18 protein-coding genes are annotated in these 13,904 nt (G+C 43.8%); 11 read left to right on the top strand and 7 right to left on the bottom strand.

Annotation, left to right across the window (positions count from 1 at the left end; genetic code table 11):
• Positions 1-170: 170 nt before the first annotated feature.
• The 5 genes from DQQ10_RS23285 to DQQ10_RS23265 form a co-directional block, all read right to left on the bottom strand.
• Positions 171-737, bottom strand: a complete 567-nt coding sequence (locus DQQ10_RS23285; RefSeq protein ID WP_112749348.1) for an anthranilate synthase component II — start codon at positions 735-737, stop codon at positions 171-173.
• A gap of 36 nt (positions 738-773) precedes the next feature.
• Positions 774-2,171 (bottom strand): anthranilate synthase component I family protein, encoded by a 1,398-nt coding sequence (locus DQQ10_RS23280; protein WP_112749338.1) that lies wholly within the window; start codon positions 2,169-2,171, stop codon positions 774-776.
• Between the two features lie 186 nt (positions 2,172-2,357).
• The gene (locus DQQ10_RS23275) at positions 2,358-2,594 is read right to left on the bottom strand and encodes a 30S ribosomal protein THX (protein WP_245970512.1); all 237 of its coding nucleotides are present in this window, start codon (positions 2,592-2,594) and stop codon (positions 2,358-2,360) included.
• Positions 2,595-2,646: 52 nt separating this feature from the next.
• Positions 2,647-2,976 carry an SGNH/GDSL hydrolase family protein gene (locus DQQ10_RS23270; RefSeq protein ID WP_112749336.1) on the bottom strand — a complete coding sequence of 110 codons (330 nt, stop codon included), beginning with the start codon at positions 2,974-2,976 and terminating at the stop codon, positions 2,647-2,649.
• Positions 2,977-3,344: 368 nt separating this feature from the next.
• Complete coding sequence (locus DQQ10_RS23265; protein WP_112749335.1) at positions 3,345-3,881, bottom strand: GNAT family N-acetyltransferase; 537 nt, start codon at positions 3,879-3,881, stop codon at positions 3,345-3,347.
• Positions 3,882-3,913: 32 nt separating this feature from the next.
• Here DQQ10_RS23265 and DQQ10_RS23260 point away from each other — a divergent pair, with 32 nt between their 5' ends.
• Complete coding sequence (locus tag DQQ10_RS23260) at positions 3,914-4,153, top strand: hypothetical protein (protein WP_112749334.1); 240 nt, start codon at positions 3,914-3,916, stop codon at positions 4,151-4,153.
• A gap of 4 nt (positions 4,154-4,157) precedes the next feature.
• Here DQQ10_RS23260 and DQQ10_RS23255 read toward each other — a convergent pair whose 3' ends face one another.
• Positions 4,158-4,784, bottom strand: coding sequence for an NUDIX hydrolase (locus tag DQQ10_RS23255; RefSeq protein WP_112749333.1), 627 nt, complete (start codon positions 4,782-4,784; stop codon positions 4,158-4,160).
• Between the two features lies 1 nt (position 4,785).
• A complete protein-coding gene (locus DQQ10_RS23250; protein WP_165824072.1) occupies positions 4,786-5,862 on the bottom strand; it encodes a tetratricopeptide repeat protein in 1,077 nt (358 codons plus the stop codon).
• Here DQQ10_RS23250 and DQQ10_RS28025 point away from each other — a divergent pair.
• The 10 genes from DQQ10_RS28025 (at position 5,861) to hisIE (ending at position 13,904) form a co-directional block, all read left to right on the top strand.
• Positions 5,861-6,319: a hypothetical protein gene (locus tag DQQ10_RS28025; RefSeq protein WP_165824071.1), complete on the top strand. Its 459-nt coding sequence runs from the start codon at positions 5,861-5,863 to the stop codon at positions 6,317-6,319. The genes DQQ10_RS23250 and DQQ10_RS28025 overlap by 2 nt on opposite strands.
• Positions 6,283-6,654 (top strand): DUF3592 domain-containing protein, encoded by a 372-nt coding sequence (locus tag DQQ10_RS23240; protein ID WP_112749330.1) that lies wholly within the window; start codon positions 6,283-6,285, stop codon positions 6,652-6,654. The genes DQQ10_RS28025 and DQQ10_RS23240 overlap by 37 nt, the downstream gene beginning before the upstream one ends.
• Before the next feature lie 212 nt (positions 6,655-6,866).
• Positions 6,867-7,727 carry an ATP phosphoribosyltransferase gene (gene hisG / locus DQQ10_RS23235; protein WP_112749329.1) on the top strand — a complete coding sequence of 287 codons (861 nt, stop codon included), beginning with the start codon at positions 6,867-6,869 and terminating at the stop codon, positions 7,725-7,727.
• 26 nt (positions 7,728-7,753) lie between these two features.
• Positions 7,754-9,046 carry a histidinol dehydrogenase gene (hisD, locus tag DQQ10_RS23230; protein ID WP_112749328.1) on the top strand — a complete coding sequence of 431 codons (1,293 nt, stop codon included), beginning with the start codon at positions 7,754-7,756 and terminating at the stop codon, positions 9,044-9,046.
• A 12-nt stretch (positions 9,047-9,058) separates the two neighbouring features.
• Entirely contained in the window at positions 9,059-10,111 is a 1,053-nt protein-coding gene (gene hisC, locus DQQ10_RS23225) for a histidinol-phosphate transaminase (RefSeq protein WP_112749327.1), read from the top strand.
• Positions 10,108-11,223: a bifunctional histidinol-phosphatase/imidazoleglycerol-phosphate dehydratase HisB gene (gene hisB / locus DQQ10_RS23220; protein ID WP_112749326.1), complete on the top strand. Its 1,116-nt coding sequence runs from the start codon at positions 10,108-10,110 to the stop codon at positions 11,221-11,223. The genes hisC and hisB overlap by 4 nt, the downstream gene beginning before the upstream one ends.
• A 3-nt stretch (positions 11,224-11,226) precedes the next feature.
• Positions 11,227-11,811: an imidazole glycerol phosphate synthase subunit HisH gene (gene hisH, locus DQQ10_RS23215; protein ID WP_112749325.1), complete on the top strand. Its 585-nt coding sequence runs from the start codon at positions 11,227-11,229 to the stop codon at positions 11,809-11,811.
• Positions 11,808-12,536 carry a 1-(5-phosphoribosyl)-5-[(5-phosphoribosylamino)methylideneamino]imidazole-4-carboxamide isomerase gene (gene hisA / locus DQQ10_RS23210; protein WP_317047964.1) on the top strand — a complete coding sequence of 243 codons (729 nt, stop codon included), beginning with the start codon at positions 11,808-11,810 and terminating at the stop codon, positions 12,534-12,536. Before hisH ends, hisA begins: the two co-directional genes overlap by 4 nt.
• A 10-nt stretch (positions 12,537-12,546) precedes the next feature.
• Positions 12,547-13,299: an imidazole glycerol phosphate synthase subunit HisF gene (gene hisF / locus DQQ10_RS23205; protein ID WP_112749324.1), complete on the top strand. Its 753-nt coding sequence runs from the start codon at positions 12,547-12,549 to the stop codon at positions 13,297-13,299.
• Positions 13,299-13,904 (top strand): bifunctional phosphoribosyl-AMP cyclohydrolase/phosphoribosyl-ATP diphosphatase HisIE, encoded by a 606-nt coding sequence (gene hisIE, locus DQQ10_RS23200; RefSeq protein ID WP_112749323.1) that lies wholly within the window; start codon positions 13,299-13,301, stop codon positions 13,902-13,904. The genes hisF and hisIE overlap by 1 nt, the downstream gene beginning before the upstream one ends.

The following is a 13,904-nucleotide window of genomic DNA, read 5'->3' as shown; positions in this document are numbered from 1 at the left end:
TAGACCTTTCGCCTTGTTTTTCATTTCCCTTACTTTGAAAGCAAGTACGCAAATCTTTACCGCTTTTCACTGAGGTTTTTAGAGATGCCCTTAATCGTTAATCGTTAATCGTTAATCGTTAATCGTTTTAATTAAATTAATAAAGCTTTTAGCTTTCTGCTTTAAGCTTATTAGTGTTCTAGCCAGTTCTTAATCATTTTCGGGCCTTCGGGTGTCATAATGGATTCCGGATGAAACTGGACACCTCTCACATCGTGGCTAACGTGGCGCAATGCCATCACTAGACCTTCATCATTAACCGCCGTAATTTTAAGGTCGCCTGTAAAGCTCTCTGGTAACACTGCCCATGAATGATAATGTGTGGCTTGAAATGTCGGTGTCACTCCTTTGAACATGTATTCGTCGTTGTCCTTAATCTCCGTTGTTGACGTAACGCCGTGCAACACTTTCGGAATATTAAACAGCTTTGCACCGTACACCTCGCCGATGCCTTGATGTCCTAAGCACACACCAAGAATACTTTTTGACGCGCCATATTCTTTAATGACTTGCTTCATAATGCCTGCCTCGTCGGGAATACCCGGCCCCGGCGACAGCATAATTTTATCATAAGCCTTTACGGCTTCGACTGAGATCTTATCGTTCCGATGAACCTCATGATCATAGCCTAGCGCGCGAATAATGTGCACGAGGTTGTACGTAAACGAATCGTAGTTATCGAGTACCAGTATTTTAATCTTTGCGTTCTTCATGACATTGCTTTCTAGACATTCTTAAATTTTTTCCGCCAACAAAACTGCTTTGCGTAACGCCGTGAGTTTATTGTTAACTTCTTGCAGTTCGCTTTCTGACGACGATTTCGACACCACCCCAGCACCTGCTTGATAAATCAGTTTATTTTCATGACTTAAAAACGTTCTGATCATGATGGCGTGGTTGAATGTTCCTTCAAATCCGATAAAGCCGATTGCTCCACCGTAAAATCCGCGATTACCTTTCTCATATTTATTGATGAGCGTCATGGCCATGTGCTTCGGTGCGCCCGACAGTGTGCCTGCAGGAAACGTATCCGCGGCCATTCTCACAATCGATGCCTGCTCATTCAACGTACCTGTAACTTTTGATACCAGGTGAATCACGTGCGAGTAAAATTGTATTTCCTTAAATACCTCAACGGTTACATGATCAGCATTTCGGCTCATATCATTCCGTGCAAGATCTACGAGCATAACGTGCTCTGCATTCTCCTTTTCATCAGCTGCAAGTCTCTCTGCGATGGCCGCATCTTCTTGATCGTTGCCCGAGCGTCTGAATGTACCGGCAATGGGATAGATATGCGCCTTACCGTTGCCAACCTGCAATTGTGCTTCTGGCGATGATCCGAACAACTTGAAATTTCCGTAGTCGAAGTAGAATAAATAAGGTGATGGGTTGATCGATCGGAGTGCGCGATACACATTAAACTCATCACCCTTAAAGCCGCTCTGGAACCGACGTGACAATACGATTTGGAACACGTCTCCACGGTAGCAATGCTCCTTTCCCTTTTCAATTACAGCACGGAATTCATCGTCGGTAAAATTTGATTCTTCCTGCCCAACAAGCGAAAACTTATAGGTTGAAAAGCGGTTGCTAAAAATAATTTGCTCTACACGATCGAGATTGCTCGTGCCTTTCGGCTCGTACGCATGTTCAAATAGGCTAAGCTCATTCGAGAAATGATCCACGACGATTACGTACCGATAAAGTTTGTACAATACGTCGGGTATATTCCTATTTTCTTGATCAATCTTAACATCTTCGAAATAACGAACAGCATCATATGCGATGTAGCCAAACAATCCACAGTTGACATACTTACCTGTTTGTTCGTCAACCTGAAAAGCATTTCGAAAATCTTCGAGCAGGTCTGTGATGTGACCGACTTTGGTTACCTGTTCTGTTTTAGTTTTTCCATCAGGATATTGAATCTCGACGACATTCTCTTTTGCCTGAAAGGATGCAATCGGATCACAACAAATAAATGACAAGCTATTTTCATGACCATGATAGTCGGAACTTTCTAGGAGAATGCTTCCTGCAAAGACATCGCGCAGTTTAAGGTAGATGTTCACAGGCGTAAGCGTATCTGCAAGCAACTTTTTAGTGTGGGTGATGAGCTTATATTTCATAAGATACTTTAATCAATGTTCGTTTGGGTAATGACAAAAAAAAACCTGCTCCGTGTGATCGGAGCAGGTCTGTATAATATCTCAAGCTGAGTGTGGCAACTATACAAGCAAAGCAGTGCACCGATCTAATTTAGACCCTTGCCACCACCATGCAGTTGTTGTATACTTTACCATTTGTATTAAAACTTATTCAGCTTTTTTCTTCGCAGCAGTTCTTTTTGGTTTCGCAGAAGCTTCAGTTGCTGGTGCACCTGATTTCTTTGAAGCCGTTCTCTTCAATTGTGCTTTGATAGATTTCTTGTTACGGGTAACTCCGTAAGAACCTTTTGTGCGTTTTCCTTTTGCAGACTTTTTATCTCCTCTTCCCATGGGAATATTCTTGATTTTCGCCAGCAATACTAATAAAGTATTGACGGATTCCAAAAAGTCTGCAAAAAAAATCGGTTGAAACCCGATTTAAACTTGTATCAATAAACTATTCGTCCTCAATTTTTCGGATTGCATCAATCAATCGATCCATAGATTCGGCTAATGGCTTTAATACTTGAACTGTGGATTTAACTTCAACAGGCTCAGGCGGAAGGCTTAAGATCACCACACCGGGGAAGAATTCTCTAATCTTAAAAAGAATCGTGAAGTCCTTGATCTCCGCCTCTGAAAAGATGATCAGGTCCGGATATTCATCAAAACTATTCATCATCTGACGGTCGCTCTTGAATAACCTGATCTTATATCCACGCTCTCTAATTCTCCTTTGGCTCACAGGGTTCGTTCCTATTATCCAAGCTACTTTAACGTCTGACATATGCTTAAAAAATTTGTTTCTTGTCTCTCCTATTTCCAAGCACGTGCCAACCGATTAAAGGCCCAAATTCAGGTATTTTCGCGCATTGCGCCGCAGCTTTTTTCCCAATCTGGAAGACCTGAGATATAAATCCCGGAAAAGGCAAAGATTTTAAGCTAAATCCCTAACGCTTGTTCTTCTTCTATTGTTGGACACCATCTGCAAAATGCAAGGTGCATTTGTATCAATTGATTAGAGGACTCTCTGTACCAGCTGTTTCGGGAGATCACAAAAAATACGCAGGGCGCGCCGATGCAAGCCTAGCATGGTTGGTCCGGACCAAATAAGGACTGTCTAACGGGGCCGCTACACGTTCAGTTAACTGAGTTTTACTGTAACACAAAGAGGGCACAATCTTTTGCCTTGCCTTGATTTGGAAACATCATCCAATTCGATAGTCGCGCTTCTTCGATAAGTCCCGCCTTTAACAACACTTTAATGGATGCAACATTATCAACGTCTGCGCAAGTGCCGATCCGGTACACTCCTTTTTCGTTTTTCAGGTGTTTCATCATCTCAATGCATACTTCTGTAGCAAAACCGTTCCTCCATTGCGTTGGCGTGAAGATGTAGCCAAACTGGATCTTCCCATTTTCATTGATCACACCAAAGCTTCCAATCAATCGATTCGTTTCTTTCATCCGAATAGAATAGCTGTAGTCCATCCCCTCGTTCCAGGCGGCGATTGCGTACTGTATAAAACCTCGCGTTGCCACGATCGATTGATGTGTTGGCCAGGCAACATACTTCGTCGCTTCAGGCTTACTGGCATACGCATAGAATATTTCATCTGCATCTTCGTACCTTAGCCGCTGAATTAAACAACGGTCTGTTTCTATTCTCTCTGGAAGATGAAGCGTTACCATTTGAGTCTTTTAAACCGTAAAATTATTAAAGCATGGCCAAGGGCAGCAATATTGTTCATCAATATTTTAAGAAGGAATTTGAAGAAGCAACCATCATCGTTAAAGTAAATCCGATTCATTTCACGGGCACTGAAATCACGGTAGCGAAAGATGGGCAGGTGGAAGTTCGCGAATTGGAATTCGACCAGAATATTTTTGACGATTTGAAAGCCGATGAATTTGTCGAATCAAGTCCGCTGGAGTTCAACTTATATTATAATGGACTCGCATAAGCCGTTAAGGCTCGAGCAGCACGGTTCTAAATTCATTTAGCATCATCGCGGTTGCACCCCACACGACTTCTCCATCTATTTCAAAATGCGGCGCCATCATCCGATATTTACCCGCCGCGGTAATCTCTTTCGTTTTGATAGCGCCTTCCAGCAACAAATCAAATAATGTACACGAAATGATACGTGATACCTCTCGCGCATCAGCTCGAAAAATTGGATCATGAATAATACCAACAACCGGTGTTACCAAAAAATTACTGGGGATCACAAAAAAGTCAGTGAGCTTACCGATAACGTCAACTTGTGTGCGATCGATACCGATTTCCTCCTCCCCTTCGCGAAGCGCCGTTTGAATAGCATCCTCACCTATTTCAGCTTTTCCACCCGGTAAACTAATTTGTCCGCTATGTGCTCCCGCATACTCGGGTCTCACGATTAAGGGAAATTTTATATGACCAGCTTCCTCGTAGAGCAGTATCAATACTGCGCCGGGTTTCGGTGGAAGTTTATGTTGAAAATTTGGAATCGTACTCCCTACTGGAACCGCACGCATCGGCTCGTGTGCCAACGCACCGGGCAACGCTTCTAGTAACCGTTTCAATAATTTTTCACGCAGCGCCGACAATTCCATATCACTTGCACGGTTTCATGGACGTATTTCCTTTTTCATTTCTTGCCACGGCCTTCTCGTAAGCCTTGCAAGCGTTTGAGAAGTCTTTCATCTGAAGATAAGCCTCTGCCTGTGCAATGTACAATTGATCGATGTGGGGATCAATTTTTTCGGCTTTGGTCAACATTCTGATTGATGCTTCGTAGTCTTTCACTTTCAAAAAGTAGAAACCTTTATTGCGATATGCCCAGCCATTGTAGGGATCAATCGAAATACTTTGATCGAAGTCGTCTTTCGCTTTCTCCTGTTCGCCGGTGAGCAGATAAATATATCCCCTGTTGTTTATCGCGTATGCATCTGTCGCGTTTAACGCAATCGCTTTATTCACCATATCCATCGCCGCTGCATATTGGGCTTTCTCCGTCAAGATAATCGCCAGCGTGTTATATGCGCTAGGTTGCTCAGAATCTAACTGTAGTGCTTTCTGTAGATGAACGGTAGCGCTGTCATAATTCTTTTTAAAGAAGTACACATTCCCCAAGTTAACGAGCGTTTCGGCATTCTGAGGCTGCAATGCATGCGCGCGCTTAAAAGCGGTGATCGCCTCTTCATGTCGCGAGAGCTGTGTGAGTGCAAGGCCTTTCATGAAAGGTACACGCGCCGTATCAGATTGCACCTTTTCGACCTTAGACAAATCATCCAATGCACGATAATATTCTTTAGATTCGAGAAAAGCATTGGCCCTATTCATCAGCGCATCAACATAGCCAGGTCTGCATTCAACGGCACGCGAATAGTAGTCAATCGAAAGTTGAAAATTCCCTTGCTTGAAGTAAAGCGTTCCCAGATTGTTCAAGGCATCGGCAAAGCAGGAATCGATCTTGATGGCTTCTTTGTAGTAGTATTCCGCTTCATCAAAATTCTGCAACAGGGCCTTCTCATTACCTTGCAATAAAAAACGTTGCACACGTGTTTCCTTGCTGTCGCTACATGCTATCAATAGTAAAGTGAATGAAACAAAATGAAGACAACGTATTTTACGCCCGCCTCCGATTTCAAGAAAATGATTTATAAATTTCAATGAAAATTCTTTAGTCATGTTAATTACCAGCGAAGCTAAACAAGAAGTAGCACGATTGTTAAATCTGGGCCAAAAAAGTGAAGCCATTCAATACATTCAAGATGTTTTCCAGGTGTCTTCTTTTAATGCACAAAGTCTTGTAGAAGCCGTTGAAAACGAACTGGGCAAGGCGCAAACGAGACCGAACGTTGAGTCTTCAATTATTTCACCCGCGCACGACGAACTTGGCCCAACATCACGACGCCAGGTGGAAATACTTTTACTTGAAGGAAAAAAGCCCGAAGCGGTAAAGTACGTTCAAGAAGCACATCGCATGGACTTAAAAACGGCGTCCGCTGCAGTGGGGAAGAGGTGGAGAAAGAACGTAACATTATTTACATTCCTGAACGCAGTGGATCAAAGTCCGGCAGGACCGCGAGAAAGTTCTTTGGTATACTCATGCTCGTTTTCGCGGCACTGTGCATCGTGGGACTAGTAGCGCTATACCTTGACCACAGCAGGTTGGTAAGGGAGGAGAATAAGTTTACGGCAATGGTTGTGAGAATCGAAAAGGATGAAGAAAAAGAATCGCCCGTTTTTGAGTATCAGAAGGGTACAACCACAGTAGAATTCAAAACAAGTCGATCGTTTACAGCAGGAACGTATCATGTGGGCGATACCGTTGTCCTCTTTATTGACCCTGAAAAAAATAGCAATGTAGTCTTTGACACCTTTAGCGATCGTTGGTTAGGCTTCCTTTTCATGATAGCTTTTACAGCAATGCTCATTTTTTTATCGTTTCTACTATTAAAAGGGAGGAGAACATTTTGACTTCTCACATCTACTTGCTTTCTTCGTATCCGATTTCAAATATGAACAACACAATCAACAAAGGCTTCCACCACCATCACCATGTGACTCACATGATGCGTGGCATTGCTTTACATTGATTCTAGCATAAAAGATTTAAATGGGCTTGTCACGTGTGGCAAGCCTTTTTTTTTGACCTCCTGCCCTTGGCGGGAAAACATTGAAACCAAGTTATGAGCACATTACTCCGAATCGCAATTCAAAAATCCGGTCGCCTTCAAGAGGGATCTCTCGAACTTCTCAAAGAAAGTGGACTCTCTTTCAGCAACGGAAAAGATCAACTGAAAACACAAGCAAGAAATTTCCCTGTAGAAGTTCTCTTCCTTCGCGATGATGACATTCCTCAATATGTTGAAGATAAAGTTGCCGATGTCGGTATCGTTGGAGAAAATATCTTCGCTGAAAAGAAGAAACAGAATCAGATTGTAAAACGTCTTGACTTTGCAAAATGCAGACTTGCCATGGCGGTTCCTCGGTCCGAAAATTACACCGGCGTAAAATGGCTGCACGGTAAAAACATCGCTACCTCCTACCCTGAAATCGTAAAAGGATTCTTAGCCAAACATGGTGTTGAAGCAGGCATCCACGAAATCAGCGGCTCCGTAGAAATTGCACCTGGAATTGGTCTCGCTGATGCCATCTGCGACATTGTAAGTACGGGCAGTACTTTGCTTAGCAATGGATTAAAAGAAGTTGAAGTTGTGATGCAGTCAGAAGCTGTCATCATTGCCAATCCAAATCTCGATGCGGAGAAACAAAAAATCTTGGATAAACTACTATTCAGAATTGAAGCCGTAAAAAAAGCCAAGAACAACAAATACATTTTGATGAACATCCCCAACGACGCGATTGATAAAATCACATCGGTTATTCCTGGCATGAAGAGTCCAACAATCATCCCTTTGGCGCGACAGGGATGGAGCTCACTACATTCTGTCGTTGACGAAAATGATTTCTGGGAAAAGATCGATCAGCTCAGAGGCTTTGGCGCAGAAGGTATCCTCGTTGTTCCAATCGAAAAAATGATCGTGTAGCACCCCAACGATTCAAATCTTTAAAGATGAAAATATTCAACAACCCGCCCACCACCGATTGGACCGAACTCACCACGCGCCCGCAGATCGCCTTGGAATTCCTTGAAGGCGCAGTTCGTAATGTGTTAAACCGCGTGAAGAAATCTGGTGACGAAGCTTTGCGCGAACTGACACTTCAATTCGATAAAGTATCGATCGGCGACCTTCGTGTGTCAGCGCAGGAGATTGAAGACGCAACAATGTCGTTATCCCCAACGCTAAAGAACGCCATTGAAGTCGCAGCCGGCAACATCCAGAAATTCCATGCAGCACAACAACGCGATGTTCTGAAAGTGGAAACTATGCCCGGTGTAACGTGCTGGAGAAAAGGTGTCCCCATCGACAAGGTTGGGATTTATATCCCTGGTGGATCGGCACCGCTGTTTTCTACGGTGCTCATGCTCGGCGTTCCAGCCAATCTCGCAGGATGCAAAGAAGTAGTCTTGTGCACACCGCCAGACAAATCAGGGAAAATAAATGCTGCAATACTCTTCGCCGCACAACTTGTTGGTGTCAAAAAGATATATAAAGTCGGCGGTGCACAAGCCATTGCCGCGATGGCTTACGGAACAGAAACGATCCCTAATGTTTATAAAATTTTCGGCCCAGGAAATCAATACGTCACAAAAGCAAAACAGCTGGTGACCGAAGAGGGCGTTGCTATCGATATGCCTGCTGGTCCTTCTGAAGTACTCGTGTGGGCTGATAAGTCAGCCAACCCTGCTTTTATTGCTGCAGACTTACTCTCACAAGCCGAGCACGGTGAAGATAGTCAAGTGATACTTGTTCTTAACGACACAAGTCTCGTTGACTCGGTGAAGGTAGAAGTAGAAAAACAACTTTCAACATTGCCAAGAAAAGCGATCGCAGAGAAAGCATTGGCCAATAGCCGTGTCGTTACCTTCGACGATATAAACCAAGCCACCGCATTCATCAACGCTTACGCACCAGAGCACTTGATCATCAGTACAGAAAACCCGATCGCGCTTGCCGACACCATCACGAATGCGGGATCCGTATTTTTAGGGAACTATTCACCTGAATCGATCGGTGACTATGCCAGTGGAACGAATCATACGCTACCTACCAATGGGTTTGCAAAGTCGTTTGCCGGCGTTTCACTCGAAAGCTTTATGAAGTACATCACCTATCAAGAGCTCTCAAAAGAAGGATTACAATCACTGGGACCTGTTGTTGAACAAATGGCAGAAGCTGAACAACTGGTCGGACATCGTCGTGCCGTAACAGTTCGACTCGACAACATCCGCAATAGCCAGTAATCTTTTACAATTATGAAACCAAAGACACAAATCGATATTAAGCAGCTCGTTAGGAAGAACATTTTAACCATGAAGCCGTACTCATCCGCACGCGATGAGTTTAAGGGCGAAGCAGAAGTTTTCCTCGACGCAAATGAAAATCCATACAACTCGGCTTTTAACCGTTATCCTGATCCGCTGCAATGGGAAGTAAAAACGAAGCTTGCTAAACTAAAAGGCATTGATCCTACGCAAATCTTTTTAGGCAATGGTAGCGACGAGGCCATCGATGTTTTAATCCGCGCTTTCTGTGAACCCAACCGCGACGCCATACTCATTACAGAGCCAACCTATGGCATGTATGCCGTGTGCGCTGACGTCAATGCAGTCACGATTCAGAAAGTCCTACTCACGGCGGACTACGACCTCGATCTTGAATCATTATTCAAGCAAGTAAACGATCAAACCAAGATCATTTTCCTTTGCAGCCCCAACAATCCAACAGCAAATCTCTTAACGCGCGAAAAAATTAAAACGGTGTTAGCGCAATTTAACGGACTGGTTGTCATCGACGAAGCGTATATCGATTTCACCAGTAGTGAAAGTTTTGCTGCTGAACTTTCTAATTATGAAAACCTCGTCATACTTCAAACTTTTTCTAAAGCCTGGGGACTCGCCGGCTTACGACTGGGGATGTGCTTTGCTTCGCCAGCGATTATCGGAATTTTGAATAAGGTAAAATATCCCTACAACATTAACCTTGCGACACAAGCGCATGCGTTAGAAGCGCTTAAGGACGTACAAAAGAAGGATGCCATGGTTGCCGAAATTACCAGCGAGCGAGATGCCCTGATAGAAGCGCTGCCAAGTGTGAAAATGGTACAGAAGGTTTATCCATCTGATGCCAATTTCATTTTGATTAAGGTCGATGACGCCAATGGCACTTACCAAAAACTTACCGATCAGAAAATTATCGTCCGTAATCGTTCAAGCGTAGCATTGTGTTTAAATTGTCTTCGCATTACCGTCGGTACACCAGAAGAGAATAAACGATTACTTCAAGCATTAAAAGATTTATCAAAATGAAAAAGGCACTCTTCATCGATCGCGATGGCACACTGATCCTCGAACCCGCGGATGAACAAATCGATAGTCTCGAAAAACTGGAATTCTATCCCGGCGTTTTTACGTGGTTGTCTAAAATTGCAAAAGAATCAGATTATGAATTGGTGATGATTACAAATCAAGATGGACTAGGCACTGATCGTTTTCCTGAAAATACTTTTTGGCCAGCACACAACAAGATGGTGAAAGCTTTTGAAAACGAAGGCATTCGTTTCAATGATACGCTGATTGACAAAAGTTTCCCACACGAAAATAAACCAACTCGTAAACCAGGCACAGGCATGCTTGGCGCGTACATGACCGGTGCGTATGACCTTGCAAATTCATACGTGATCGGTGATCGTGTTACTGATGTGGAGCTTGCTAAAAACTTGGGTGCGAAAGCTATCTTTATCAATAATGGCAGCCTTGTTGAAAAACTACAAGAGAAAAACCTCACGTCATTTTGCGCGCTTACGTCCACCGATTGGAGCGACATCTATCGAACCGTAACTTCTCCTGCGCGCGTTGCTTCAGTACGCCGAACAACAAAAGAAACCGACATCGACATCACCATCAACCTCGATGGACAAGGAAAATCTGAAATCCATACCGGGTTGGGATTTTTCGATCACATGCTCGATCAACTCGCGCGTCATGGCAATATCGACTTAAAAATAAACGTAAAGGGTGATCTGCATATCGATGAGCACCATACTATTGAAGATACAGCACTCGCCTTAGGCGAAGCCTTTATTAAAGCGCTTGGCGACAAACGTGGCATCGAACGTTATGGATTTTGTTTGCCCATGGATGATTGCCTTGCTCAAGTAGCCATCGATTTCGGAGGGCGCCCGTGGATTGTTTGGGATGCCGAATTTAAACGCGAGAAGATCGGCGAAATGCCGACAGAAATGTTTTATCATTTCTTCAAATCATTCTCCGACACATCGAAGAGTAATCTCAATGTAAAAGTAGAAGGCACAAACGAACATCACAAAATTGAAGCGATATTCAAAGCGTTCGCAAAAGCCATCAAGATGTCGGTAAAGAAAGAAGGTAATCAACTTCCATCAACCAAGGGTGTTCTATAACCTATGAAACTAGCGATCATTAAATACAACGCGGGGAACATTCAGTCGGTCTCTTTCGCCTTAGAAAGACTCGGCGTTGATTTCCATATTACCGATAACGCAGAAGAAATAAAGACCGCAGACAAAGTTATCTTTCCCGGTGTCGGCGAAGCCAGTACGACGATGAAATACCTTCGCGACCGAAAACTCGACTTGGTGATCCGTGACCTCAAACAGCCCGTGCTCGGCATATGCCTCGGCATGCAGCTGATGTGTACGTTTTCGGAAGAGAACGCAACGGAGTGCCTAGGCATTTTTGATGAGTCGGTAAAACTGTTTAAGCCAACGGCACAAGACCAAAAAGTACCACACATGGGATGGAACCAGCTGCGGCTAAAAGATTCTTGGCTCGATCCGTCGTTAGAAGGCGAGTTCATCTATTTTGTGCACAGCTACTACGTACCCGTGAATCCCAACACCGCTGCGAGTACTGACTATATCGTTCCGTTTAGTGCGGCGATGAAAAGAGATAATTTCCACGCCGTACAATTTCACCCTGAAAAATCAGCAGAAGCCGGTGAACGTGTACTTAAAAGCTTTTTAAAATGATGAGAATTATTCCTGCAATCGACATTATTGATGGTAAATGCGTTCGTCTCACGCAAGGCGATTATGGACGTAAAACCATTTACAATGAGAATCCTGCTGAAGTCGCTAAATCCTTCGAAGACGCGGGTATCAAATACCTACACCTTGTTGATCTTGACGGTGCCAAAGCAGGCAAAGTAATTAACTGGAAAGTTGTCGAATCAATCACGGCGGCAACCAAACTGGAAGTAGACTTTGGTGGCGGTATCAAAACCGAAGAAGAGATTCAAGGATTATTTGATCGCGGTATTCAACAAGTTAATCTCGGAAGTATCGCGGTAAAGGAACCTCAAAAGGTAAAATCGTGGATACAGAAATTCGGAAAGAAGAAAATTATACTTTCTGCTGATGTAAAAAATGAAATGATCTCCATCAGCGGATGGCAAGAAGACTCAGCACTAACCATCAATGCCTTCTTGAAAGGTTATCTTGCTCACGGTATAGAATTCGTTACCTGTACGGATATCGCAACTGACGGTATGCTCAGCGGCCCTAACATCGAACTTTATAAAACATTGCTCCTCACTTTCCCGCAGCTCCAGCTCATCGCCAGTGGTGGTGTGAGTAATATGGACGACATTCGCGAGCTTCGTCGTATCGGCGTCGACGGCGTAATTGTCGGAAAAGCGATTTACGAAGGAAAGATTCAACTTGAAGAACTCTCTCAATTGCAACTGCAAGCCTAAAAATACTATCGTGCTTACCAAAAGAATAATACCTTGTCTCGATATCAAAGATGGCCGCACTGTTAAGGGTGTGAATTTCGTGAACATACGAGACGCAGGCGATCCTGTTGAACTTGGCTCGGCGTACGCCCAACAAGGTGCAGACGAACTTGTCTTCCTTGACATTTCGGCTACAAACGAAGAACGTAAAACATTTGCATCGCTCGTTCGCGATATTGCTAAACACATCAACATCCCTTTTACTGTTGGTGGTGGTATCAGCGCCGTTGCTGACGTTGCCCCTCTTTTGGAGGCAGGTGCCGATAAAGTTAGTGTTAACTCTGCCGCGGTGAGAAATCCAGGACTGATCGACGAACTCTCGAAAGCTTTCGGCGCGCAATGCATCGTACTCGCTATTGATGCGCGACGCGTTGATGATCAATGGACGGTGCATACACATGGCGGCAAGAAAGCAACTGAGAAAAAACTTTTCGAGTGGGCTAAAGAAGGCCAAGACCGCGGTGCCGGTGAAATTCTTTTTACAAGCATGGATCACGATGGAACGAAAAGCGGATTTGCTATTGACCCACTCGCTAGACTAAATGCTATTCTTAGCATTCCGGTAATCGCGTCCGGCGGAGCTGGCAATAAAGAGCATTTTATCGGTGCCTTCAAAGAAGGAAAAGCAGACGCCGCGCTTGCCGCAAGTATCTTTCATTTCGGAGAAGTGAAAATTCCCGAGCTTAAATCATTTCTAAAACAACAAGCAATTCACATACGATAATGAGTAACCTTTCGATTGATTTTTCAAAGCTTAACGGACTTGTACCCGCCGTTGTACAAGATGCTGTTACACGTCGTGTGCTGATGGTCGGATTCATGAACGAAGAGGCCTACAACAAAACATTACGCGAAAATAAAGTTACTTTCTATAGCCGCACCAAAGATAGGCTATGGACGAAAGGCGAAACTTCAGGACACTACCTTGAACTAGTCGAAATGCTTATCGATTGTGATCAAGACACGTTGCTCGTTAAAGCAAAACCTATCGGTCCAACATGTCATACCGGCGCCGATACATGTTTTAATGAAACTAACCAAGAGTTCAGTCTTCATGCGTTGCAAGCATTAATTACCGATCGGAAAAACAATCCGCAAGAAGGTTCTTACACCAATAAGCTATTCAGCGCGGGCATTAACAAAGTTGCTCAGAAAGTTGGTGAAGAGGCTGTGGAGCTTGTTATCGAAGCGAAAGACAATAACGAATCGTTGTTCCTCAATGAAGCTGCTGATTTAATGTATCATTATTTGGTACTCCTTAGTGCGAAAGGATATTCTCTATCACAAGTTGAAGACATTTTAAAACAACGTCACGGTAAACAAAAATAG

Source organism: Pseudochryseolinea flava (genome assembly GCF_003286915.1).
Lineage (GTDB): Bacteria > Bacteroidota > Bacteroidia > Cytophagales > Cyclobacteriaceae > Ohtaekwangia > Ohtaekwangia flava.
The sequence above is the reverse complement of the archived record's forward strand: the minus strand, read 5'-3'. Positions and strand labels throughout refer to the sequence as shown.